Origin of the sequence: Halpernia frigidisoli (assembly GCF_900113805.1) — a bacterium.
GTDB classification, from domain to species: Bacteria; Bacteroidota; Bacteroidia; order Flavobacteriales; family Weeksellaceae; genus Halpernia; species Halpernia frigidisoli.
The window spans coordinates 304964-328366 of the sequence record NZ_FOQT01000004.1 but is presented as its reverse complement, the minus strand read 5'-3'; the positions used below and the strand labels follow the sequence as shown (position 1 = coordinate 328366).

Below are 23403 nucleotides of genomic sequence, written 5' to 3'. Positions count from 1 at the left end.
TTTAAACATAAATTTTAATTTACTTTAAATAAAAACAGCTTCAAATTTAAATATTATTGCATTATGGCAAGTATATATTAGCCCAACTTCTTTTTAAAGGTAATAAGAAATCACTTAAAAAACTGATGTAAGAATCTTTAGAAAAATCAAAAACTTCAATATTTTCAGAAATTTCTCCTTCTTTTAAACCTTTACGAAAATCCTGCAATTTTAAAGTTTTTACTTCACCATTTTCGACGAAACTTGCCTTCATTCTGTCAAATAAACCAAGCTGAAATTCCTGATCAAGCTTTCGGATTACTGTTCCTAAAGCATCAATGGAACAGCCGGAAGCCGCTTCTTTTTCTTCATCAACACAAACTATTATAAACTGATTTTTTTCAATCTTAAATGATGAAGAAAGTGGTTTGCCATGCGCTGCCCAGGAAGCCAAAAAATCATAGATCTTCTCTGTGATAACTTTACTTTCTCGTGCAGAAAAAGGTCTGGATGCAGGATAAACGATGACGCGATAGTCATTCGTTTCTACAATTGTTGACTCATCAATTTTCATTTTTCTTTTTCTTATTTAATTCAACAAAACCTAATAAAACTATTAATACACTCGCTGCAGCGTTATAATAATTAATTTCAGACAGGATAAAATGTGCGGACCAAAGACTTAAAATAAATAAAATAACCCCCGAAATCATCAAAATATACGGTGCATTTTTTTTCATTAAAGATCTTCTGCTTCGGCTAAAAGTTCAACAATATCGCGAACTTCTACCTCGGTATTCTTATTAAAATGTTTTACACCATCTGTCATCATCGTATTACAAAAAGGACAACCGGTCGCAATAATTTTTGGATTTTCCGCCAGCGCTTCCTCCGTTCTTTCAATATTGATATCTTTATCACCTTTTTCCGGTTCTTTAAACATTTGCGCACCGCCGGCACCGCAGCAAAGACCGTTACTTTTGCAGCGTTTCATTTCTACAAGTTCAGCATCCAGTTTTTCCAGAAGTAATCTCGGCGCTTCATATTCACCGTTTCCACGTCCTAAATAACAAGGATCGTGAAATGTGATTCTTCTTCCTTTAAATGTTCCGCCTTCAATTTTTAATCTTCCATCCTCAATAAGTTTGCTTAAAAATTGCGTGTGGTGCAAAACTTCATAATTTCCACCTAATTGTGGATATTCATTTTTGAGAATATTAAAACAGTGAGGACAAGCTGTCACAATTTTTTTTACGCCGTAGCTGTTCAGGATTTCTATGTTGGTAAAAGCCATCATTTGAAAAACAAACTCGTTTCCGGCGCGTTTTGCGGGATCGCCGTTGCAACTCTCTTCTTGTCCTAAAACCGCAAATTCTATTTCTGCTTTATGTAAAATTTTACAAAAAGCTTTTGTAATTTTTTTTGCCCTGTCATCAAAACTTCCCATACAGCCTACAAAAAATAGAACTTCAGGTGATTTTCCTTCCGCGGCATATTCTGCCATTGTTTTTATATTGAAATCCATTTTTAAATGATAGATTTTTAATTATTATTTTAAATGTTTTATCATTTTAATATTACATCTTGCGTATTCTGATTTTTCTACGGGAATTTCTGTAAAGCCAAACTTTTTATAAAGGTTGTTTGCAGGTTCTAATTTCGTATTTGAATATAGAAATAAATTTTCGCAGTTCATTTTTTTTGCTTCCTCAATACAATGCTGCATTAATAAATTTCCGAAGCCTTTTCCTTTTTCAGCCTCTAAAACTGCCATTTTCGTAAATTCCAACTCGCCGTAATCATTATACATTAATGCGAATGTTCCAATGGCTTTCTCATTTTCAACAGCAAAATAAATATTTCCACCTTTATCTAAAATATACTTTTGCGGATTTGATAAAACTTCATTATCATAATCTTCAACTACAAAAAACTTCTGTAACCAAATGATATTTAACTTTTTAAAATCGTCTGCATATTTTTGCTGAAATGAAATAATCTCTGCCATCTAACTTTATCTTAAAAATCTAAATTAGACTACTCTTTTGCCCAGTTCAAGCGATCTGCCTGATTGAACTGCCAAGGCGCAGCATTATTTTCAACATTAGTCATCATTGCATTTAACTCTTTCGGTGCAGCAGATTGTTCCATTACTAAAAACCGACGCATTTCAACGATTATAGAAAGAGGGTCAATTAAAATAGGACAGGCTTCCGTACAAGCATTGCATGTTGTACAAGCCCAGATTTCTTCCGGTAAAATATGATCATTTAGTAACTTTTTACCATCATCAACGAATTTTCCATTCTTATTGATGTTTTTTCCAACTTCTTCAAGTCTGTCACGCGTATCCATCATTATTTTCCGCGGAGATAATTTTTTTCCTGTAATATTTGCCGGACAAACAGAGGTGCATCGTCCACATTCTGTGCAGGTATAAGCATTTAGAAGCTGTACCTGATTTAAATCAAAGATATCACTTGCCCCAAATTTCTCAGGGATTGCGTTGGGATCAACATCCGGTTGAGCTGCGTATGGATCTGCATTAGGGTCCATCATTAATTTAATTTCCTTTGTCACAGAAGCTAAATTATCCAGTTCACCAGTCGGCTGCAATTTCGCATACCATGTATTTGGAAAGGCTAAAATTATATGTAAATGTTTAGAATAATAGAGGTAATTCATAAAAAATAAAATACCAAGAATATGAAACCACCAGGCAGATCTTTCAATGATCTCTAAAGAATTTACACTAAAACCTGTAAATAGCGGCGCTAAAAAATTCGAACTGAATGGAAAATTTCCATGCGCTGGAAATGCTCCTTTTTGTTGCAAAACCAAATCAGAGGTATTCATGGTTAAAAAAGCTACCATCAAAGCAAATTCAATTATTAAAATCCAGTTTGCATCTTCTTTCGGCCACCCGAACAGCTCTTTCATCTGAAATCTTTTGATACTATAGAAATTTCTTCTAACAAAGAATAAAACAACAGCTACAAGTACTAGAACCGCGAAAATCTCTAAAGTTGCGGTTAAAAAACCATAAATATTTTGACCTAAAATTTCAGCTAAGAAACGATGTGTTCCGAAGAGACCATCAATAATAATTTCTAAGAGCTCAAGATTAATTATGATAAAACCGACATAAACTATCACATGAAGAATTCCTGCAATTGGTCTTTTCACCATTCTGGTTTGCCCCAAAGCGATTTTTCCCATCACAGCCCATCGTTCAGCAGGTCTATCACTTCTGTTTATTGCCTTTCCTAATTTTATATTACGGTAAATTTCGCGTAAGCTTTTAGCAAATAATCCGAAACCAATTACTATTGCAATAAAGAAAATAATATTAACAATATATTCCATATCTGATTATGGTTTTAATCTTTATTATTTTTACCAAAAACTGAAAAATTAATGTAGCGTTTTGGATTAGCTTTCACATCTTCAACTAAAGTATTTAAATTCGCGGATGTTTTTTTAAGATTGTTGTAAAGTTCTTCATCTTTGGTCAATTTACCCAAAGAACCTTCACCATTTTGTATACCTGAAATTACACCATTCAATTTATCTGCAGTTACACTAAGTTTATCAATAGTATTGTTCAACTTATTAACATCTACATTTTGGGCAATATTTCCAAATTTGTCAATAGTACTTTTGGCACCAACTGTCGCCAAATTTGCGTTATCTAAAACCTTACCTAATTTTGGATTATTATCCGCCAGAAGCGCATTAGTAGATTTAGAAGTACTTTCAAAGGACAAAACTGTCCTATTAAGATTTCGCAGCAATGTTTTTATTTCTTCTCTGTTTTGCGCGTTTAGCAATTGATTAGTACTGTTTGCAACAGAATCTACACTTTTTAATACCGTCTGAAGTTGATCTTTTACCGGGCCGATCTGTGATGACAGACTGTTGAGCATAGAAAGTTTAAAATTCCCGGATAAAGTATCACCATCCTTTGCAACAGGTTCACCGTAAGCCAGATTAATACGTAATTCTTTGCCACCCATTAAACTTGGTTCAAAAATTTCCACAACAGATTTCTTTGAAAATCTAAATCCATCATCCATGCTTAATTTAACGACGAAATAAATTTTACCGTCAGGCAAAGTAATCGGCATAATATCATCTACCTGCCCTACTTTTAAACCATTAATGGACACAGGATTAGATTTTGCTAACCCTTCTACGTTGCCGTATTTTACATAATAAGTATCATTGGTAGAAAACAGATTTTTACCTTTCATAAACTGGAAAAGTATAACGAAGCCAATTATAGCTAGTAAGGCGATAAGGCCTGCTTTAAGTTCTTTTGAAAATTTCATTTATTTTTTTTGAATTAACAAATATAGTATAATTTCACTAATTCAATTCAAAATTAGTATGATTGATGCACAAAAAAAGCGACTTTTAAAAAGTCGCTTTTTTTTATTTTTAAAAAAATTACTGCTGTTCCTGTACTTTACCAAAAACCTCTATTCTGTAATCTTTAATATCAGAGTTGTCCTGCAAACTTTTTAGAAAAGCCTGACCAAATTGCTGAGAATTTTGCTGTGTAATTGCCTGAAGAATTTGTTTTTCATCGCCTGGCTGTTTATTCGTAGTGATCGATTTTCTTTGAACAACATAAACACCTGTCATTCCTTCTACCGCGTTTGAAATTTTATTATTACCCACACCAAATGCTGCTCCTGCCACTTTTGGCTCCATTGCTCCGCCAACTGTTGGGTTTAAAACATTAACCTGCGCATTTGCTTTTGCTACGCCAAACATTTTAGCGACCTGATCTAATGAAGATGGTTTTGCATTCGCGATTTTTTCAGCAATTTTTTTACCTAGTAATTCATTCATTACTATTGGCTCGATCTGGTCTCTTACAGATTCCGGATCTGCTGTTCCCGCTTCCTGTACTCCATTTACAAATGCCACAATTTTGCCACCTGTTCCTTCTATTGAAAAGATGTCACTATCACCTTTTTTAGTTTTTTTATCGAAAGCCCAAGCTATTACGTCTTCATCTTTATCGCTTCCAATTCCCTGTAATTTTCCGTCAAATCTTTTTACAGTTTTAGGATTGGAAAAATTAAAATTGTTCTTTTTGGCAATATTCGCAAAATCATTAAAAGATTTACCTTGCACCTGCTGAATAAATTTCGTTGCGTCACTGTAGACTTTATTATCAGTTTTGTCAGAAGGTTTAATTTCTTTTACAAGATTTGCTAATTTATAGCTCATCGCACCAGATTTTTTATCTTCTATATTAATAATGTGATAACCAAACTGAGATTCTACAACACCGGTTGCACCTTTAGAATTATTAGCTAAAAAGTCTAAATAAGGTTTTACGAATGGTGTCGCAGGTGTCGTCCAGCCCACACTTCCGCCTTGTGCTGCAGATCCTGGATCAGAAGAATATTTTAAAAATTCAGTAAACTTTGCCGGTTGGCTTTTTAAAATATTTCCTATAGAATCAGCCAGTTTTTTAGCTTCTTCCTTCGTTCTTGTTGCACCACCTGCAGCCTGATTTCCTGTATAAGAAACCAATATGTGTCTTGAAAGCGTAGAATCTGAAGGTTTTTTATCTAAAATTTTAGAAACCACATATAATGATTGCTCTTTATAAGGACCAAATGATTGACCAATACTTGCTGTTGCAGCTTGCGCTTTAATACCTAAAGGCAATTGCTCTTGAGAAAAATATTGCGCATTATAAGGAAGATCAGAATTTAATGCAATAAAAGCAGAATCACTTTTCGTATTTTGAAAGTTTTCTGCGCCATTGCTTTCTGTCCCTCCAGTGTAAAGTTTTGTGATCTCTTTTAAAGTAGTCGCATCATCTTCCGAGCTTGGAGCAGAAGGAAAATAAACAAGACCAATATTTCTGGAAGCATCAGCTTTAAACATTATTTTATGTTTATCGATGTAAGCTTTAAGATCTTCAGTCGTTACTTTTATCGGATTTTTTTTAGCATAAGCTGCATAATCTACTTTCACATAATCGATCACTGCGTTTTCATCACGCATCTTCACCATTTGACCGGCTTCTTTTTTACTGACCGTAATACCATTTGAAATATTTGCGAAAAGCTGACGCGCCATCATTCTGTATTGTATTGCGCCTTTCATCTTATTCCAGCCTGCTAAACCTTCAACATTGCCGCTGGTTTCCAAATCTTCAATTTGCTTTTTAATATCTGCAGATTTAAAATTTCCTTTTTCATCAAAATTTTCTTTATTTTTTGCAAATAAAGGATCAAACTGAAGTTGACTCCAGAACATATCATCAGTAAGTTTCAATCCCATTTTTTCAAACTGCTGCGCAATTAGTTTAGATTGCACCATCATTTGCCACGCCTGTTCTTCTAATCCTTTGTCAGTTTGCCCCTGTTGTTGAGCCTGGCTTTGCAAAACATAAAGCTGATTGTTAAATTCTTCCCTTGTGATTGCATCTCCGTTTACTTTCCCTAAAACATCAGGATTTCTGCCGAAAACTTTTTCAATACTTGCTGGATTTACTAAAAACGCCAAAAGCGCTACTGCAATCGCACCCATCAAAAGCCAAGGTCTCTTTCTAATCTCTCCTAAAACTGCCATTTTTGTATTTATTTAATGATAATCAATCCGCGAAAATACACATTTTTAAAATATTAGAAAACTTTTAATTTTTTTATTAAAAATTTTTACCCAAAAACCTTCCAACACTATTTTCTTTTTTAAAAATATAGTATTTAAATTTGCATTTTATCTTTATCAAAAAAGTTTCGTCATTTGAAATTTGCGCGGTTTTTTCTTTATATTTAAAAAGGATTAACCTTTAAAACTGGAAATTTTGACCCATAATTTTTTACTATTTTGAATGGCATAGGAATTGGCAAAATATAATTTGAAACAATCACAGGCTTTTTTTAAATTCAAAATTTTAAAAGGGCATTAACAAGAATTAAAAAATGACAATTTGTCATTCAAACTTACTATGGAAGAATTTGAAGATATAGACTTCACAGATATTTTAGAAGATGGATTCAGCATCGTGGCTGAGGAAATTGACGAGAGAAACATAACTCCGACAGATAAAAACCAAAAAATATTCCCGATTTTGCCCGTTCGAAATATGGTAATGTTCCCAAAAGTGGTCATTCCTATTACGGCAGGCAGACAGATTTCAAAAAATTTGCTGGAAAGTGCGCAGGAAAATAATGAACTGATCGGAATTATTAGTCAAAGAAATGGCGACATTGAAAATCCTTTAGAGAAAGATCTTTACACTGTCGGAACGATCGCAAAGATTTTAAAGATCATTAAACTTCCAGAAGGGAATATAACGGCAATCACACGCGGCGTTGGTAGATTTAAAGTGAAAAACTATGTGGCGACAAAACCGTTTTTCACGGCAGAGATCACAAAACTAAAAGATGCTTTGCCCAAAGATAAAGAAGAGTTTGAAGCTTTGATCGACAATATTAAAGATTTAGCTATCAAAATGATCGAGCTCGATCCAAATATTCCAAATGCCGCAAACTTTGCCATTAAAAACATGAATGAAAATGAGGATCTTCTCAATTTCATCTGTACAAATGCCAACTTCACATCAAAACTTAAGCAAGTTTTACTGGAAGAAAAAAGTCTGATGCTTCGCGCGAAAAAATGCTATGAATTAATGCATGAAGATTTCCGCAGACTTGAGTTAAAAAATGCAATTCATCAAAAAACCAGCAAAGATCTCGATCAGCAGCAAAAAGAATATTTTTTAAATCAACAAATTAGAACTATTCAGGAAGAATTAGGCGGCGGTCCGGAATCTGATGTCGAAGAATTGTTGCTTAAAACGAAAAACACCAAATGGAATGAAGAAGTTGAACTTCATTTTCAGAAAGAAATAAACCGACTTCAGCGTCAAAATCCAAATTCACCGGATTATAACGTACAAAGAAATTATCTGGATTTTTTCACAGATCTTCCGTGGGAAACTTACACAAAAGATGTTTTTAATATTATAAAAGCGGAAAAAGTTTTAGATAAGGCACATTTTGGTTTAGAAGATATCAAGAAAAGAATTTTAGAACACATGGCGGTTTTAAAATTGAAAAATAACATGAAGTCGCCGATCTTATGTCTGGTCGGCCCTCCCGGAGTTGGAAAAACTTCACTTGGAAAATCAATTGCAGATGCTTTAGGCAGAAAATATGTGCGTGTTTCGTTAGGCGGACTTCACGATGAAAGTGAGATCCGTGGACACAGAAAAACTTACATTGGTGCGATGGCGGGAAGAATTTTGCAATCAATAAAGAAAGCAGGAACTTCAAATCCGGTGATTGTTTTAGATGAGATCGACAAAATTACAAGCAGCGCTCATGGAGATCCGAGTTCAGCTTTACTGGAAGTTTTGGATCCGGAACAAAATAACAGTTTCTATGATAATTTCTTAGAAATGGGTTATGATTTATCTAAAGTAATGTTTATCGCAACAGCAAATTCACTTTCTTCTATTCAAACGCCGCTTTTGGACAGAATGGAAATCATCGAAATTGCAGGTTATACATTAGAGGAGAAAGTTGAAATTGCTAAACGCCATTTGATCAAAAAACAACTGGAAGAAAACGGTTTAAACATTAAATCTTTAAAACTTGGCAACGCAGAATTAAAGCATATTGTTGACGCACACACGTCTGAAAGTGGCGTAAGAAATTTAGAGAAAAAACTCGCCTCAATTTGCCGATGGGTCGCTTTGCAAACTGCCATGGAGAAAGCGTATAATCCAGTAATTACCATTGAAAAAATCGACGAAATTTTAGGCGTTCCAAGACCAAAAAATCTATCAGAAATCACAAGTGTTCCCGGTGTTGTGACAGGATTAGCCTGGACGAGCGTTGGCGGCGATATTTTGTTTATCGAAAGTATTTTAAGTGAAGGAAAAGGAAATCTGACGATGACCGGAAATCTTGGTAATGTGATGAAAGAATCTGCCACAATTGCTTTAGAATACATAAAAGCAAAACACGATGAACTGGGCATTTCTGCGGAAGATCTGCAGAAAAAAAACATCCACGTTCACGTGCCGGAAGGTGCGACGCCAAAAGACGGTCCGTCTGCCGGAATTGCAATGCTTACGTCAATTGTATCCAGTTTTAAAAATAAAAAAATAAAATCCCACCTTGCGATGACGGGCGAAATAACTCTCCGTGGAAAAGTTTTACCTGTTGGCGGTATTAAAGAAAAACTTCTTGCTGCAAACCGCGCTGGAATCGTAGAAATAATTCTTTGTGAGGCAAACAGAAAAGACGTGGAAGAAATTAAAAAAGATTATCTTAAAAACCTAAAAATCAATTATATAGAAAGAATGAGCGAAGTAATTGACCTTGCTTTAGAAAAATAATTCTTTTAGAAAAACCTCTAAAATCCACTGCCTAAATAATTTTTTTGCAGTGGTTTTTTTTTGCTTATTTAAAGTATATTTGCTTTAATAAATATAAATATGCTGCAAAGAATAAATCTACCTTTTCTCCTCAAACTCGCTTTAGTTCTTGTAAGTATCATCTGCATTGGTTATCTGGCGGATGTTGGTAAAATTATTTTAGCGCCGCTATTTTTTGCGTTGTTGATCTCCCTTTTATTTTTGCCGTTTGCCAATTTTCTGGAAAGAAAGTTGAAATTCAACAGAAGCCTTTCTACCATGGTTTCTGTTTTAATTATGATCTCATTTTTGGGAGGACTTATCTATTTTTTTGGTGCTCAGTTTTCAGATCTAAGTGACGATTGGCCAAAACTGCAAAAGCAGGTGATTCAATCCTTTGGTCAACTTCAAACTTATGTTTCTCACAATTTTAATATAAATTTTAATAAACAATTAAAATATTTAAATGAAGCCGGTGACAAACTGATTTCCTCCAGTACTATAATATTAGGAACTACGTTGGCAGTTTTTTCTTCCAGTATGGCTTTTTTCGTGTTTAGTGTGATATTTTTTATTTTTATTTTAAATTATCGCCGCGTTCTTTATGGTTTTATCACGAATGTTTTTCAGGACGAGCACCGCAGTAAAGTTGAAGACATCACAAAGGAAGTTCAAAAAATTATTAAGAAATACATCACAGGTTTATTCATAGAGATTTTCATCGTCGCTGCAATGACGAGTTTGGTTTTGACCGTTTTAGATGTGAAATATGCCTTGTTACTCGGCGTTCTTACGGGGATTTTAAATGTCATTCCTTACGTGGGAATTTTTATCGCAGCTATTTTCGCAAGTTTCATCAGTTTTGCAATGGGCGGATCATCAAAGTTTTTGTTCGTGATAATGGGTTATATTGGCGTTCACCTTATTGACAGCAATATTATTTTGCCTTTTGTAGTTGGTTCAAAAGTAAAAATCAACGCACTTTTTTCGTTTATCATTATTTTGATAGGTGAAAGTTTATGGGGTATTTCCGGTATGTTTCTGGGAATTCCTTTTCTTGCGATTTTAAAAATAATTTTAGAAAGAATAGATACTTTAAAACCTTGGGGCGAACTTTTAGGCGATGAAGAAGTAGTGACCACGCGCCCAAAAAGAAGATTAAAGATCAGTAAAAAAATTACTTTGGAAGAAAAAGACTAAAAGAAAACCTTAAAAACTAAAACCATGAAAATTTTAAAAACAATTGTATTCATTTTATTTGCATTAATGTTCATTAACGCAGGACTCGACAAATTTTTTCATTACATGCCAATGCAGACGGATATGCCGGAAGAAGCAAAAAAAGCTTTTGCAGCATTTATGCAAGTGCCGTGGTTGCTTCCTTTAGTTGGATTAATGGAAGTTGTTGGCGGTATTTTAGTACTTTTTCCAAAAACAAGAACTTTGGGCGCAATCATTTTATTGCCGGTGATAATTGGCATTTTAGCCCATAATTTCACGGTTGCACCGGCTGCCGTTGGAATCGGCATTTCTGTGGCACTTTTTATTATTAACATCTGGATTCTGCTTGATAACAAACATAAACTGAAAGCGATTTTTAGTTAAAATAAGTTCGCTCTTTAAAATTTTGTAAAATACCTTTGGAAATTATTTCAAGGGTATTTTTTTTACAAACCTTTGAATATCAAATGTTTAAATTAAATTAAGTTTTTACAGACTTTAAACAACTATTTTACAAAAGAACGGAGAACAAGTTTCAGAAATTTACTTTCATAATTTTAAAACCAAATATTATGAAACATTTAAATTCAAAAACTGCTTTAATTTTTTTAGCAATTTTCTTTCTAAATTCCTGCAAAAAAACTGAATCGGTAAACACGGCTGACGCAGGTTATTCTCAAAATGATGCGATGGTTGCTACGGATAGTGCGTCTGCCGAAATATCTTCCGCCGCCACACAAAACATTGAAGGAAAGAAATTTGTAAGATCTGCTGACGTAAATATGGAAGTACAAGATGTCTATAAATCCACCGTCGACATCGAAAAATACCTAAAAAATAATGGAGGATTTGTCACATTAAGTAAATTAAATTCTGATATTATTTCCGATGAAACTTATAATACTTCCGATGCAAATGCAATTCTGGTGAGAAAATTTCAAACAGAAAATACAATGGAGGTTCGAATACCCACAGAAAAGTTAGGTGACTTTCTTGAATTTATCAATAAACAAAAACTATTTTTAAATCAAAGAAATATATCTGCGGAAGATATCACGGCAAACATGCATTTGGCAAAATTAGAAACTTCAAAACTTGAAAAAAATCAAAAAGAGATCTCAAACTTAAAGACGAATATCGAGAAAGTAAAATTATCGAATGAAACTGAATCGGAAAATAATTATCAAAAAACTGCAAATTTCGTAACGGACGACAATCTGAAATACAGCAATGTTACTATCTATTTAAAAGAACCAAAAGTTAGAGTGGCAGAAACTGCCATAACAAATAGTAAAAATATTGACAATAAATACAAAATCAACTTTCTGTTTGATGTGAAAAATGCTTTTGTAGAAGGCTTTTATTTAATTCAGAAAATTGTTATCGGTTTACTGTCAATCTGGACATTGATTCTCATTTTTACTTTGATTTATATTTATTTGAAAAAAAGAGGCTTTAAAAAAAGTAAGAGAATTAACACTGAGTTAGAGAATTAAACTTAAATTTACATTAATTAAAATATCATGAAAAAGTTAGTATTATTAATAAGTTTGATATGTGCTTCATTTGCTTCAGCTCAGGTTGTGGCGACGCCGGAAAGTAAAGATTTAAACGAGGTTTACAAAGGAGGTGACGCACAATTTAAAAAAGACGTTGAAAATAGTTTTGGCGTATTTTCCTCTGATTATCAGGTTAATGGTAAATTTATTTTAACGTTTGATCTTGATAAAGATGGCAAAATTCAGCATCCAAAAGTATTTCCTGAAACCAGTGATGACTTTAAATTTGCATTGATCCGCTCTTTCAAAAGGGTAAAAAATAATTTTAATCCCAATATGCCAACCGATAAACTATCTGTTATGCTTGATTTCTCACCAATATTCAAAAGCGATGATGGCCGGGAACGTTTTACGGAAAGCACTATGACAGAAAGATTTAATGCAAGAAATAATTAGAACTTGAACCCAAAATAAAAAAGCCTCCGATAAATTTTCGGAGGTTTTTATTTTGTGAGAATAACACTACTAACAGTTAATTATTAATCTCAATAGGATTTTCAAATTTTCTATTTTCTTTATATTTGTCGGTAAATAATTTTGCAGATTCTGGTGCCAATTTTATTTTGCCTCCAAAAGTGAAGTCACTTTCTAAATTATTTTTCGCTTTTAAAAAATCATCTTTAGAAAATTTTTTTACATTGATGACCTTTGAAATTGGATAATCTTTCTTAAAAGTTTTAATCTCAACCGCTGTAAAATTAAATTCATTGTCTAAATCATGTACTTCTAAAATTAAACCTGGAAGTCCATTGAATTTATAGGGACCAAAGGGAAAGGGATAATTCATGCTAAAAAAAGCGATCCACTTTCTGCCATATTTCGCCAACGTAGCTTTTTGGCATTTCACACCTAAAATATTTTTATACTCTTTTTCTAAAGTCCAACTCATCTTATTTGGTTCACTATAACCAATTTCAGTATTTAAAATAGAATCATAAAAGTTAATTTCACGCTTATTCACTAAAATTTCATACTGGTACTGTGGCTCATAATATTTCATGACTTCCTCAATACCTCTATTTTCAAGCTTTAGTGAATCAGATGTATATGAATTGGCTGTCAGAAAAACTGATTCATCCGTACCTGCAATTAAAACTACCGTTTTATCAATCTTTTGGAGATTTGGCTTTTTACTCTCCAAATAATTTGACACATATAAAACTCTGATTTTTGAATCTAATTTATTTTGTGATTGTAATACAATACTAAATAGTAAAAATATGAAACCTATTTTCTTCATTAAATATATTAAATGTTAATATTATTTAAAAATATTAAGGTAAATATATAATTTTTTTAAAGAAAAATTCACATTAATTATAAATCAATAGTATGTGAACAATCATAAATAAGCATTTTTTTTTCATTAAATTTGCAACTATTTCTACTTGCTAAAAATTTAAATGCTTTTAATTTAAAATCACAAAATGCTACCAAAAATAAATCCTTTAAATACTAAATCCTGGAAAAATTTACAAGAACATTTCGCAACAAATGATTTTGAAATGCGCTCGCTTTTTAATTATGATTCAGAACGTTTTTCCAAATTTTCAATACAGCACGAAGATTATTTATTCGATTTTTCTAAAAATTTAATTGACAAAAAAACGCTTGAACTTCTTTTAAATTTAGCTGAAGAATGCAAACTTGAAGAAGCAATAAAAGCAATGTTTTCTGGTGAAATTATTAACGAAACAGAGCATCGCGCAGTTCTTCACACTGCATTAAGAGATTTTTCCCCGGAGCCTATCTTGGTGGACGGCGAAAATATAAAACCAGAGATCAAAAAAGTTTTAGATCAAATGAAAACTTTTTCAGAAAAGATCATTTCTGGCGATCACAAAGGTTTTAGCGGAAAAGAAATTACAGATATCGTAAACATCGGAATTGGCGGTTCTGACCTTGGACCAGTTATGGTTTGTTCGGCATTGAAACATTTCAAAACAAGATTAAATGTTCATTTTATATCAAATATTGACGGTAATCATTTGGTTGAAACGGTAAAAGATCTTAATCCCGAAACGACACTTTTTATCGTAGCGTCAAAAACTTTTACCACGCAGGAAACAATGACGAATGCCAACTCTGCGAAAGATTGGTTTTTAAAAGCAGGAAAAGAAAATGACGTTGCGAAACATTTTGTTGCCCTTTCAACTAATATCAAAGCTGTAAAAGAATTTGGAATAGCTGAAGAAAATATTTTCCAGTTTTGGGATTGGGTAGGTGGCAGATATTCTTTGTGGAGTGCCATAGGTTTGAGCATAGTTCTATTTGTGGGTTATGAAAATTTTGAACAACTGTTAAAAGGTGCAAACGAGACCGATATTCATTTTAAAACTACAAAATTTTCTGAAAATATTCCTGTAATAATGGGATTATTGGGAATCTGGTACCGTAATTTTTACGACGCTGGAACTGTTGCTATTCTTCCCTATTCTCAGTATTTAGACCGTTTTGCAGCCTATTTACAACAGGGAGATATGGAAAGTAATGGAAAATGTGTAGACAGAAACGGTGATTTTGTTGAGTACGAAACCGGACCGGTAATCTGGGGCGAACCAGGAACCAATGGACAACACGCTTTTTACCAACTTATCCATCAGGGAACAGAATTAATACCTGCAGATTTTATAGCTTATATTGAATCCTGCAACAATTTAGGTGATCATCAACCGAAATTACTCGCTAATTTTTTCGCACAAACAGAAGCTTTGGCTTTTGGTAAAACAGAGGATGAAGTGATTGAAGAATTAAAAAAAGAAGGTAAAACAGAAGAAGAAATTTCTAAACTTTCACCTTATAAGGTCTTCACAGGAGATTCCCCTACGAACTCTTTGTTTTTTAAAGAATTAACACCTTTTTCTTTGGGACAGTTAATTGCGCTTTATGAGCACAAAATATTTGTTCAGGGAATTATTTGGAACATCTTTAGTTTTGATCAATTTGGTGTAGAATTAGGAAAAGTTTTAGCAGGAAAAATACTACCGAAACTCCTTGATAATGAGCAAGTAACTTCACATGATTCTTCTACTAATGCTTTAGTTAATTATTATAAAAACAATAAATAATTAGTGTAAAAAACGGAAATTAATTAAATAAAAATTATGGCAAAAATACTTGACGGTCTTAAAATTTCAAAGGATATAAAACACGAAATAAAAGCTGAAGTAGAAAAAATTCTTGATAATAAAAAAAGAGCGCCGCATCTTGTTGCAATTCTTGTTGGAAACAACGGAGCTAGCCAGGCGTATGTTAACAGCAAAGTGAAAGATTGTGAGGATGTTGGATTCCGATCAAGTTTACTAAAATTCCCGGCGACTGTTTCTGAAGCAGAACTTTTAGAAAAAATTGAAGAATTAAATCAAAGCAAATCTGTTGATGGTTTTATTGTTCAGCTTCCTTTGCCAAAACAAATTGATCAGGAAAAAATTATTATGGCGATCGATCCACGGAAAGATGTCGACGGTTTTCACCCGGAAAATTTTGGTAAAATGGCACTGGAAATGGATACTTTTCTACCGGCTACACCTTTCGGAATACTCACATTACTAGAACGTTATGGTATTGAAACCAAAGGCAAGCACTGTGTAATTATCGGGAGAAGCAGAATTGTGGGAAAACCAATGAGTATATTAATGGGAAGAAAAGATTTTCCAGGAAACTCAACGGTGACGCTTACCCACAGTTATACGCCGCATATTGAAAAATTCACTCAAAGTGCTGATATTGTGATCACTGCTTTAGGTGATCCGGGTTTTTTGAAAAGTGAAATGATCAAGAAAGATGCAATTATTGTGGATGTTGGGATCACTAGAGTTGATGACGATTCAGTAAAAGGTTATCATTTAGCAGGCGACGTTGATTTTGAAAGTTGCGCAGAAAAAGCGTCGTGGATTACACCCGTTCCTGGTGGCGTAGGTCCGATGACTCGCGCTATGCTATTGAAAAACACTCTTTTAGCTTATAAAACATCAGTCTATAATGATTGATTTTTTTAAATAAATTTAATAATAAAAAGGAATTAAAACATATTTATTCCAAAAACAGAAAGTGCCGCTGATAAAGCGCGGTATATTTAATTTCAAATGACAGATTTAGAAAAAATAAGATTAGAAAGCGGCGAATTACTTCCCGTGATGGAACATTTTTATACCATTCAAGGTGAAGGTGCCTACACAGGAAAAGCGGCCTATTTTATAAGATTGGGCGGTTGCGATGTTGGCTGTCACTGGTGCGACGTCAAAGAAAGTTGGGATCCTGCAAAACATCCTTTAATGGAAACTTCACAAATTGCAGAAATTGCTGCCTCAAATTGCAAAACAATAGTTTTAACTGGTGGTGAACCTCTGATGTGGAATCTTAATCCTTTAACACAACAATTAAAAAATTTAGGCTGCACTATTCATATTGAAACTTCTGGTGCTTACGAAATGAGCGGCATTCTTGATTGGATAACGCTTTCTCCAAAGAAGACAGGTCTTCCCAAAAATGACATTTATGAAGTAGCTCATGAATTAAAAGTAATCATTTTTAATAATAATGACTTTATTTTTGCTGCGGAACAAGCTGAAAAAGTAAATGATAACTGCAAATTATACCTTCAAAGCGAGTGGAGCAAACGCGATGAAATGTATCCGAAAATGACGGATTTTGTGATGAAAAATCCAAAATGGCAGGTTTCTGTGCAAACCCACAAGTATTTAAATATTCCGTAAATTTATTTTTCAAATAAAATTTAGATGCAGAGACTTCGATATTCGCGCTACTTCAAAAGTACATTTATCACGCTGGATATTGTCGTGCTCTCAGTTGTTTTTATTTATTTATTTTGGAGAAAAACAGATTTTAACGAAAATGATGGCATTTCTGAGCTAAATATTATCTCACTTATAATCCTGATTTCTTTCTGGATTTTGCTCAGTGGAAGGACAAAACTTTACTCTATTCCGCGTAATCTTACTTTCACGATTTATCTCGAGCGAATCATCACGCATATTTTTCTTTTTATAGTAGGCGTTATTTTGCTGGCAAAAGTCAGCAACAACCCTTTTTTAAAGGAAGACCGTTTTCAGGTTGGTGTCTCTCTTTTTGTTTCACTGTCAATTATAAAAAGTATCTCTTTTTTTACTTTAAAATATCTTCGGACTTTTGGTTTTAACCATAGAAATATTATGTTTTTATCGGAAAACGATTCTACCGATTATTTGAAAAGTGTCCTTATAGAAAGAAAAGATTATGGTTTTAAATTTTTTAATTTCAAAGAAAACCCAACGGTAGAAAATCTGGAAAAATTCTGGAAAACTAACGGAATTCATACTTTAATTTTACCTTCTGAAAATTCTGAAATAGACAAAAATCTAGAATCTGAAATTTTTAACGCTGCAGAAAAAAACAAGGTTTTAATATCATTAGTACCCAATATTATTCAAAATGCTTTTTTAAAGTATGAGCTTGAATATGTTGGAATGCAACCGATTTTGACACAATTTAAATTTCCATTGGATTATTTAACTAATTATTTGATCAAAAGAGTTTTTGACATTTTATTTTCGCTGATCTTCTTACTTGTGATTGGTCTTTGGCTTTTTCCGCTCATTGCACTTTTAATAAAATCTCAAGGCAAAGGTTCTGCAATTTTTAAGCAAAAACGTTATGGTTATCATGACAAAATATTCACCTGTTTGAAATTCCGTACTATGAAGATCAATAATTCCTGTGATGAAAAAACCACTTCAATCGATGATAAAAGAATAACTTCTATCGGTAAATTTTTACGTAGAACAAGCCTCGATGAAACACCGCAGTTCATAAATGTTTTAAAAGGAGAAATGTCGATCATTGGACCGCGACCTCATATGTTGCTTGTAGATGATCATTTTAAACAAAAAATTATAAGATACTCCCTTAGAAGTCATGTGAAGCCAGGTATTTCAGGTTTAGCACAGGTTAATGGCCTGCGTGGTGACGGAGAAAATATTGATTTTGAAATGCAAAAAAGAATTTTATCCGATTCTTTTTATGTTAAAAACTGGACATTAAGTTTAGATCTTGTCATTGCTTTAAAAACGATATTATTGTTAATAAAAGGTGATAAAAACGCTCATTAATCAATTTGATAACATAAAAAAACACTAATTTAGCGCTATGTTAAAAAGACTGTTTACTTCCATTGGGGAATATTTTCTGCTTTTGGGAAAAGCCATGAAAAGGCCGCAGAATACTGCTGTCTTTGTGAAATTATTTTTTAGAGAGATTGCAGATTTAGGAGTTAATTCCTTCGGTCTGGTATTATTTACGTCCACTTTCGTTGGTGCCGTAGTTGCCATACAGATGTTTAATAACTTTACCGCTTCTTCATTCCCAATTCCTCTAAGTTTTATTGGTTACGCGACCAAAGTAGTTTTAATACTTGAATTTGCACCCACAATTATATCTGTTATTTTAGCAGGTAAAGTTGGTTCGTATATTGCCTCAAGTATAGGAACAATGAGGGTTACTGAGCAAATTGATGCACTTGATATTATGGGCGTTAATTCACCAAATTTTTTAATTTTACCAAAAATTATTGCAAGTGTAATCTTTAATCCGTTGTTAATTGCGATCAGTATCGTGTTTGGAATTTACGGTGGTTATTTAGCCGGAATTGCTACGGGAAGCTGGAGCAAAGCAGACTATATCACTGGAATTCAAATGTATATGCCATTCTCATTTATATGGTACGCTTTCTTTAAAACTGCAGTTTTTGCATTTATAATTGCCACCGTTCCGGCTTATTTTGGCTTTAACGTAAAAGGAGGTTCTCTGGAAGTTGGCCGCGCCAGTACACAAGCCGTGGTTTGGACGATTGTTTCAATTATTATGGCAAATCTTTTACTCACCCAAATGTTTTTAAGTTAATGATAGAAATAAAAAATTTAAAGAAAAATTTTGGTAACGTTGAAGTCTTAAAAGGCATTACCACTACTTTTGAAACCGGAAAGGTCAATATGATCATTGGGCAAAGTGGTTCAGGAAAAACTGTATTCTTAAAAAGTCTATTAAATGTTTACCAACCTTCATCCGGTGAAATCATGTTCGATGGCAGAGATATTAATAAAATGTCACGTGACGAAAAGCAAACTTTGCGATCTGAGATCGGGACCGTTTTTCAGGGAAGTGCACTTTTTGACTCAATGACCGTTGATGAAAATATTATGTTTCCTCTAAATATGTTCAGTGATTTAACTTACAGAGAGAAAAAACGCCGTGTAATGGACGTTATTGGCAAAGTACATTTAGGAAAAGCAAACCGCAAATATCCTTCAGAAATCTCCGGTGGAATGCAAAAAAGGGTTGCGATCGCCAGAGCGATTGTGAATAATCCAAAATATTTATTTTGTGATGAGCCTAATTCAGGTTTGGATCCTTATACTTCGAATATTATCGACGATCTACTGCTTGAAATTACCAAAGAATATAATACGACAACAATTATCAACACCCATGATATGAATTCTGTAATGACGGTTGGTGAAAAGATCGTTTATTTAAGACTTGGTATTAAGGAATGGGAAGGAACAAAAGATATTTTAATTAACGCTAACAATAAAAATCTTATAGATTTCGTTTATTCATCAGAGTTGTTTAAAGAACTTCGGGAATATTTTCTGAAAACTGATAAAACAATGATCGAAAACATCATAACAAAACCACCAGAAAATGAAACAGATTTTTAGTTTAGCCTTAATAGGAATTTCCGAATTAGCATGCGCGCAGCTAACACTTTCAGCCAAAGCAAATGCATTATTCCCAACAAATTCTTCCTCATGGAAAGATATTTCAAATACAGCATCAAGTGCTTACGATCAATCGGGTAAAAATATCGCCGGTTTCAATGTTGGTCTTTCAGCAAAAATTTCTCTGCCTACATCATTATTTTTAATGCCAGAGATTTATTACACTACTTTTAAAAATAGTTTTACAGAACCTGTAACAAATGTAAAATTAGAGGCAAAATATAATCGTGTAGATGTACCGGTTTTAGTTGGATACAATGTTTTGGGAGAAACGCTTGGCGTTTTTGTAGGACCAGTTGCCAGTTACAATTTATCTAAAGATGATCAGTTTCAGGATTTTAAGGAGAATGCTCAAAAACAATTTACTGTAGGATATCAGTTTGGCGCACAGGTTCAAATTTCAAAGTTGATTCTTAATGCACGATATGAAGGTGCTTTCTCTCAGGATCAGCGCAAATTCATCAGCAATGTGGCAGGCAAACAAACTACAATTCGTTATGACAACAGACCAAATCTTGTTTTAATAGGTTTAGGCTACAAATTTTAATAATTTTTAATATTTAAAAAAAATATGCAAAATCACGGTTGATTTTGCATATTTTTTTGTTGTAAATCTTCATTAGTAACCGACTGATTGTTTGCTAACATGGCAGCCTGGACTTCCAGTGCTTTCTTTTCTTTTTCGAGTTGAATATAATCTTTTCTCTGGTTAGATTTTCGAATGGATGAACCTTTACTTACATAGCCGACTAAACCTCCGATAATCAAACCTATGCCAATCCCCGCAAGAATTCCCATTAGATTTATGGGTTCAAACAATTTAATAAAAGAAAATTCCGGCATTAAATAATATAAAAGGAAAGCTAAAGCTAGTAGAATGATTCCAATAAATGTTAAATTTTTCATGGTAATTGTTTTTATATTTAAAAAAAACTTTCCAAAATAAATTAAATTTTGGAAAATTCTATATTATTTTTAGATTATTTTCCGCCTGCTGCGCGGTAGTATTCTAATGCTTTTGGCATATCATTCAATAAATCAGCTCTTCTGTTTTCTGGCGCTGGGTGAGTTGAAAGAAATTCCGGCGATCTGTTTCCGCTACCTGAAGAACTTTCCATTCTTTCCCAAAAGATTGGCGCCTGTTGAGGATTATATCCGGCCATTGACATTAGATAAAGACCCATTTCATCAGCTTCCAATTCCTGTTTTCTACCATAAGCCAATAAACCAACCTGTGCTCCCACTGGATAAGCTCTTGAAAATATTGCAGCAACCTGCTGATTTGAAATTGAACTGCCTAAAATTGCACCACCATATTGAGCAACCATGGCCTGAGAAATTCTCTCGTTTCCATGACCTGCAAGTGCGTGCGAAATCTCATGACCTAAAACTACTGCTAAACCAGTTGCATCTTTCGTTACCGGCAAAATACCTGAATAAACAGCTACTTTTCCACCAGGCATACACCATGCATTTAATTGGGCATCCTGCAATAAATTAAATTCCCACTGGTAATTTGCAATGTCGCCTTGTCTTCCAAGACTTGTATAATACTTTACAGCAGCATTTTTTATTCTATTACCAACAGTTTTTACTAAAGTGGCGGAAGTCGTTCCACTGATCACTTTTCCCGTTTGTAGTGTTTGCTTATATTCCTGAAGCGCCATCGCATCGATTTCCTGGTCATTTGCCAAATGGAGTGATGAACGACCTGTGATTGGATTAGTTGTACATGCCCAAAGACTGATACCAATAAATCCAAATCCTAAAATACTTTTAATTTTCATAATAATTTTTTTTAGATTTTACAATTTCTATTCCAATTTTAAATTCATATTTAAAAAACTAACTTTTAGCACCAAAATTGATGTATTATTTAAAAAAATAATGAAAAATTTAATATATTCAATTTGCATAATTGCTGTAGTTTCTTTCTCCAGCTGCAGCCAAAAAATTTATAATTCCACAGCTAATGTTCAACAACTAATAAATACAGATCAGTTTACATTTCTGGCAGAGAGGGCGAATCCCACAAATTTCGATGTGATAAATGTAATGAATAGCTTTCCTGGCGCTGGGTCACAAAGATTCTTAACTTTGGATTACGGCTACGTCATCACTTTAAAAGATAAAGAATTAAAAGTTGATCTTCCCTATTTCGGACGTATGTACACGCCAAATTTTGACTCAACTAAAAATAATTTTAATTTTACATCAAAAGATTTTACTTTAAATAAAACACAAAATAAAAAAGGCGATTGGGAATACAAAATGGTAACGAATGACCAACCAAGTCAAATTACAATAAATATTTCAGTTTTTTCTAATGGAAAATCATATGCTAATTTAATTTCAAATGATAGACAATCGATAAGTTACGATGGTTACATTATGAAAAATAAAGAGATTACAAAATAATCAAAGTTTTTTAAAAATTTTTTCTACCCACAAACGTGCTTCAGAACTTGGATTACTTTTCAATTCTGAAGCATTTTTTTTGTGTAATTTAAATTCATTTTCAGAATTTTCTTTCGTTTTTAATTCTTCTAAAATATAATTTTGAACCCAATAATCAAAACGTTTTTCTGCTTGTAAGTGACGGTTTTTTTCAAAATTTTGATTCAGTTTTTTTAAATCAATAAAATTATTTATTTCCTCAAAAACTTTATCTAAACCTTTATTCTCTATAGCAGAACCAAGCAAAACCGGGATTTTCCAATCTTTTTCTTTCGAAGGCATAAAATGTAAAGCGCGCATCAAATCAACTTTCTCAGTTTTTGCTTTACGCAGATTTTCATCATTTACTTTGTTAATGAAAACCACGTCGATCATTTCCATAATGCCACGTTTTATGCCTTGTAATTCATCACCGCCGCCCATTATTTTTAGAAATAAAAAAACGTCCGTAATATCTGAAACTAAAACCTCACTTTGACCAACGCCGACGGTTTCAATTAAAATAAAATCGTAACCTGCCGCTTCACAAAGCAACATACTTTCAAAAGTCGCATTGGCAACGCCGCCCAAAAATCCCGAACTTGGACTTGGTCTGATGAACGCATTTTTCTCCCGCGCCAATTCTTCCATTCGGGTTTTATCACCAAGAATACTTCCTTTATTTAAAGATGAACTTGGATCAATTGCCAATACAGCGACTTTTTTTCCACTCTCAATCGCAAGTTTTCCAAAATTTTCTATAAATGTAGATTTCCCTGCACCGGGAACCCCGGTTATTCCAATTCTAATCGAATTTCCGCTGAACGGTAAAATTTCCTTTAATAATAAATCTGCTTGAATTCTATGTTCAGGTTTTTTACTTTCCACCAAAGTAATGGCTTTACCGAGCAATCTTTTATCGCCGGATTTTATGCCTTTTACTAAAGTTTCATTGTCTAAAATCATTAAATTAAAAAATTACCTATTCCTTAAGTTTCTCTATTTTTAAAAAATATTTTAATCAAAAATAGGTAAA

The 23403-nt window shown here is 33.2% G+C and carries 23 protein-coding genes; 13 read left to right on the top strand and 10 right to left on the bottom strand.

Going from position 1 to position 23403, the window contains the following annotated elements; genetic code table 11:
• Nucleotides 1–61 precede the first annotated feature (61 nt).
• The 6 genes from BM238_RS11845 to BM238_RS11820 all read right to left on the bottom strand — a co-directional run bounded on the left by BM238_RS11845 (nt 62) and on the right by BM238_RS11820 (nt 6579).
• Nucleotides 62–553, bottom strand: coding sequence for a hypothetical protein (locus tag BM238_RS11845; protein ID WP_090081265.1), 492 nt, complete (start codon nt 551–553; stop codon nt 62–64).
• A 165-nt stretch (nt 554–718) separates the two neighbouring features.
• Nucleotides 719–1504 carry a (Fe-S)-binding protein gene (locus BM238_RS11840; RefSeq protein WP_090081262.1) on the bottom strand — a complete coding sequence of 262 codons (786 nt, stop codon included), beginning with the start codon at nt 1502–1504 and terminating at the stop codon, nt 719–721.
• A 24-nt stretch (nt 1505–1528) separates the two neighbouring features.
• On the bottom strand, nt 1529–1987 hold the full coding sequence (locus tag BM238_RS11835) for a GNAT family N-acetyltransferase (RefSeq protein WP_090081260.1): 459 nt from the start codon (nt 1985–1987) through the stop codon (nt 1529–1531).
• Nucleotides 1988–2016: 29 nt separating this feature from the next.
• The gene (locus tag BM238_RS11830; protein WP_090081257.1) at nt 2017–3345 is read right to left on the bottom strand and encodes a 4Fe-4S dicluster domain-containing protein; all 1329 of its coding nucleotides are present in this window, start codon (nt 3343–3345) and stop codon (nt 2017–2019) included.
• A gap of 14 nt (nt 3346–3359) precedes the next feature.
• Nucleotides 3360–4310 (bottom strand): MlaD family protein, encoded by a 951-nt coding sequence (locus tag BM238_RS11825; RefSeq protein ID WP_090081255.1) that lies wholly within the window; start codon nt 4308–4310, stop codon nt 3360–3362.
• Nucleotides 4311–4428: 118 nt separating this feature from the next.
• Complete coding sequence (locus BM238_RS11820) at nt 4429–6579, bottom strand: peptidylprolyl isomerase (protein ID WP_090081252.1); 2151 nt, start codon at nt 6577–6579, stop codon at nt 4429–4431.
• 379 nt (nt 6580–6958) lie between these two features.
• Between BM238_RS11820 and lon the strand changes: the two genes are divergently transcribed.
• The 5 genes from lon (at nt 6959) to BM238_RS11795 (ending at nt 12552) form a co-directional block, all read left to right on the top strand.
• A complete protein-coding gene (gene lon, locus BM238_RS11815) occupies nt 6959–9358 on the top strand; it encodes an endopeptidase La (RefSeq protein WP_090081250.1) in 2400 nt (799 codons plus the stop codon).
• Nucleotides 9359–9457: 99 nt separating this feature from the next.
• A complete protein-coding gene (locus BM238_RS11810) occupies nt 9458–10576 on the top strand; it encodes an AI-2E family transporter (RefSeq protein WP_233741958.1) in 1119 nt (372 codons plus the stop codon).
• Between the two features lie 24 nt (nt 10577–10600).
• Nucleotides 10601–10981, top strand: a complete 381-nt coding sequence (locus tag BM238_RS11805) for a DoxX family membrane protein (protein ID WP_090081247.1) — start codon at nt 10601–10603, stop codon at nt 10979–10981.
• Between the two features lie 188 nt (nt 10982–11169).
• Entirely contained in the window at nt 11170–12093 is a 924-nt protein-coding gene (locus BM238_RS11800) for a DUF4349 domain-containing protein (protein WP_090081244.1), read from the top strand.
• A 27-nt stretch (nt 12094–12120) separates the two neighbouring features.
• A complete protein-coding gene (locus BM238_RS11795; protein ID WP_090081241.1) occupies nt 12121–12552 on the top strand; it encodes a hypothetical protein in 432 nt (143 codons plus the stop codon).
• A 76-nt stretch (nt 12553–12628) separates the two neighbouring features.
• Here the strand turns inward: BM238_RS11795 and BM238_RS11790 are convergent, their stop codons facing one another.
• Nucleotides 12629–13396, bottom strand: a complete 768-nt coding sequence (locus tag BM238_RS11790; protein ID WP_090081235.1) for a GLPGLI family protein — start codon at nt 13394–13396, stop codon at nt 12629–12631.
• A 187-nt stretch (nt 13397–13583) separates the two neighbouring features.
• Here BM238_RS11790 and pgi point away from each other — a divergent pair, with 187 nt between their 5' ends.
• The 7 genes from pgi to BM238_RS11755 all read left to right on the top strand — a co-directional run bounded on the left by pgi (nt 13584) and on the right by BM238_RS11755 (nt 20478).
• Entirely contained in the window at nt 13584–15224 is a 1641-nt protein-coding gene (pgi, locus tag BM238_RS11785) for a glucose-6-phosphate isomerase (protein ID WP_090081231.1), read from the top strand.
• A gap of 36 nt (nt 15225–15260) precedes the next feature.
• Nucleotides 15261–16145: a bifunctional 5,10-methylenetetrahydrofolate dehydrogenase/5,10-methenyltetrahydrofolate cyclohydrolase gene (locus BM238_RS11780; RefSeq protein ID WP_090081227.1), complete on the top strand. Its 885-nt coding sequence runs from the start codon at nt 15261–15263 to the stop codon at nt 16143–16145.
• A 96-nt stretch (nt 16146–16241) separates the two neighbouring features.
• Nucleotides 16242–16871, top strand: a complete 630-nt coding sequence (locus BM238_RS11775; RefSeq protein WP_090081223.1) for a 7-carboxy-7-deazaguanine synthase QueE — start codon at nt 16242–16244, stop codon at nt 16869–16871.
• A 24-nt stretch (nt 16872–16895) separates the two neighbouring features.
• Nucleotides 16896–18263, top strand: coding sequence for an exopolysaccharide biosynthesis polyprenyl glycosylphosphotransferase (locus BM238_RS11770; RefSeq protein ID WP_090081218.1), 1368 nt, complete (start codon nt 16896–16898; stop codon nt 18261–18263).
• Nucleotides 18264–18300: 37 nt separating this feature from the next.
• A complete protein-coding gene (locus tag BM238_RS11765; RefSeq protein ID WP_090081214.1) occupies nt 18301–19053 on the top strand; it encodes an MlaE family ABC transporter permease in 753 nt (250 codons plus the stop codon).
• Nucleotides 19053–19871 (top strand): ABC transporter ATP-binding protein, encoded by an 819-nt coding sequence (locus tag BM238_RS11760; protein ID WP_090081210.1) that lies wholly within the window; start codon nt 19053–19055, stop codon nt 19869–19871. The genes BM238_RS11765 and BM238_RS11760 overlap by 1 nt, the downstream gene beginning before the upstream one ends.
• Nucleotides 19855–20478 (top strand): outer membrane beta-barrel protein, encoded by a 624-nt coding sequence (locus BM238_RS11755; RefSeq protein ID WP_090081206.1) that lies wholly within the window; start codon nt 19855–19857, stop codon nt 20476–20478. Before BM238_RS11760 ends, BM238_RS11755 begins: the two co-directional genes overlap by 17 nt.
• Nucleotides 20479–20510: 32 nt before the next feature.
• Here the strand turns inward: BM238_RS11755 and BM238_RS11750 are convergent, their stop codons facing one another.
• Together BM238_RS11750 and BM238_RS11745 are read right to left on the bottom strand one after the other, a co-directional pair.
• The gene (locus tag BM238_RS11750) at nt 20511–20837 is read right to left on the bottom strand and encodes a hypothetical protein (protein WP_090081201.1); all 327 of its coding nucleotides are present in this window, start codon (nt 20835–20837) and stop codon (nt 20511–20513) included.
• 74 nt (nt 20838–20911) lie between these two features.
• Nucleotides 20912–21718 carry a M48 family metallopeptidase gene (locus tag BM238_RS11745; RefSeq protein WP_090081197.1) on the bottom strand — a complete coding sequence of 269 codons (807 nt, stop codon included), beginning with the start codon at nt 21716–21718 and terminating at the stop codon, nt 20912–20914.
• Between the two features lie 100 nt (nt 21719–21818).
• On the opposite strand from BM238_RS11745, the gene BM238_RS11740 reads away from it, so the two are divergent.
• The gene (locus tag BM238_RS11740) at nt 21819–22349 is read left to right on the top strand and encodes a DUF4251 domain-containing protein (RefSeq protein WP_090081193.1); all 531 of its coding nucleotides are present in this window, start codon (nt 21819–21821) and stop codon (nt 22347–22349) included.
• Here BM238_RS11740 and meaB read toward each other — a convergent pair whose 3' ends face one another.
• The gene (gene meaB, locus BM238_RS11735) at nt 22350–23333 is read right to left on the bottom strand and encodes a methylmalonyl Co-A mutase-associated GTPase MeaB (RefSeq protein ID WP_090081189.1); all 984 of its coding nucleotides are present in this window, start codon (nt 23331–23333) and stop codon (nt 22350–22352) included.
• Between the last annotated feature and the right edge of the window lie 70 nt (nt 23334–23403).

Excerpts from the sequence above, each read along its gene's own strand:
- BM238_RS11845 (WP_090081265.1), bottom strand. The coding sequence starts at position 553 with ATGAAAATTGATGAGTCAACAATTGTAGAAACGAATGACTATCGCGTC.
- BM238_RS11840 (WP_090081262.1), bottom strand. The coding sequence starts at position 1,504 with ATGGATTTCAATATAAAAACAATGGCAGAATATGCCGCGGAAGGAAAA.
- BM238_RS11835 (WP_090081260.1), bottom strand. The coding sequence starts at position 1,987 with ATGGCAGAGATTATTTCATTTCAGCAAAAATATGCAGACGATTTTAAA.
- BM238_RS11830 (WP_090081257.1), bottom strand. The coding sequence starts at position 3,345 with ATGGAATATATTGTTAATATTATTTTCTTTATTGCAATAGTAATTGGT.
- BM238_RS11825 (WP_090081255.1), bottom strand. The coding sequence starts at position 4,310 with ATGAAATTTTCAAAAGAACTTAAAGCAGGCCTTATCGCCTTACTAGCT.
- BM238_RS11820 (WP_090081252.1), bottom strand. The coding sequence starts at position 6,579 with ATGGCAGTTTTAGGAGAGATTAGAAAGAGACCTTGGCTTTTGATGGGT.
- lon (WP_090081250.1), top strand. The coding sequence starts at position 6,959 with ATGGAAGAATTTGAAGATATAGACTTCACAGATATTTTAGAAGATGGA.
- BM238_RS11810 (WP_233741958.1), top strand. The coding sequence starts at position 9,458 with ATGCTGCAAAGAATAAATCTACCTTTTCTCCTCAAACTCGCTTTAGTT.
- BM238_RS11805 (WP_090081247.1), top strand. The coding sequence starts at position 10,601 with ATGAAAATTTTAAAAACAATTGTATTCATTTTATTTGCATTAATGTTC.
- BM238_RS11800 (WP_090081244.1), top strand. The coding sequence starts at position 11,170 with ATGAAACATTTAAATTCAAAAACTGCTTTAATTTTTTTAGCAATTTTC.
- BM238_RS11795 (WP_090081241.1), top strand. The coding sequence starts at position 12,121 with ATGAAAAAGTTAGTATTATTAATAAGTTTGATATGTGCTTCATTTGCT.
- BM238_RS11790 (WP_090081235.1), bottom strand. The coding sequence starts at position 13,396 with ATGAAGAAAATAGGTTTCATATTTTTACTATTTAGTATTGTATTACAA.
- pgi (WP_090081231.1), top strand. The coding sequence starts at position 13,584 with ATGCTACCAAAAATAAATCCTTTAAATACTAAATCCTGGAAAAATTTA.
- BM238_RS11780 (WP_090081227.1), top strand. The coding sequence starts at position 15,261 with ATGGCAAAAATACTTGACGGTCTTAAAATTTCAAAGGATATAAAACAC.
- BM238_RS11775 (WP_090081223.1), top strand. The coding sequence starts at position 16,242 with ATGACAGATTTAGAAAAAATAAGATTAGAAAGCGGCGAATTACTTCCC.
- BM238_RS11770 (WP_090081218.1), top strand. The coding sequence starts at position 16,896 with ATGCAGAGACTTCGATATTCGCGCTACTTCAAAAGTACATTTATCACG.
- BM238_RS11765 (WP_090081214.1), top strand. The coding sequence starts at position 18,301 with ATGTTAAAAAGACTGTTTACTTCCATTGGGGAATATTTTCTGCTTTTG.
- BM238_RS11760 (WP_090081210.1), top strand. The coding sequence starts at position 19,053 with ATGATAGAAATAAAAAATTTAAAGAAAAATTTTGGTAACGTTGAAGTC.
- BM238_RS11755 (WP_090081206.1), top strand. The coding sequence starts at position 19,855 with ATGAAACAGATTTTTAGTTTAGCCTTAATAGGAATTTCCGAATTAGCA.
- BM238_RS11750 (WP_090081201.1), bottom strand. The coding sequence starts at position 20,837 with ATGAAAAATTTAACATTTATTGGAATCATTCTACTAGCTTTAGCTTTC.
- BM238_RS11745 (WP_090081197.1), bottom strand. The coding sequence starts at position 21,718 with ATGAAAATTAAAAGTATTTTAGGATTTGGATTTATTGGTATCAGTCTT.
- BM238_RS11740 (WP_090081193.1), top strand. The coding sequence starts at position 21,819 with ATGAAAAATTTAATATATTCAATTTGCATAATTGCTGTAGTTTCTTTC.
- meaB (WP_090081189.1), bottom strand. The coding sequence starts at position 23,333 with ATGATTTTAGACAATGAAACTTTAGTAAAAGGCATAAAATCCGGCGAT.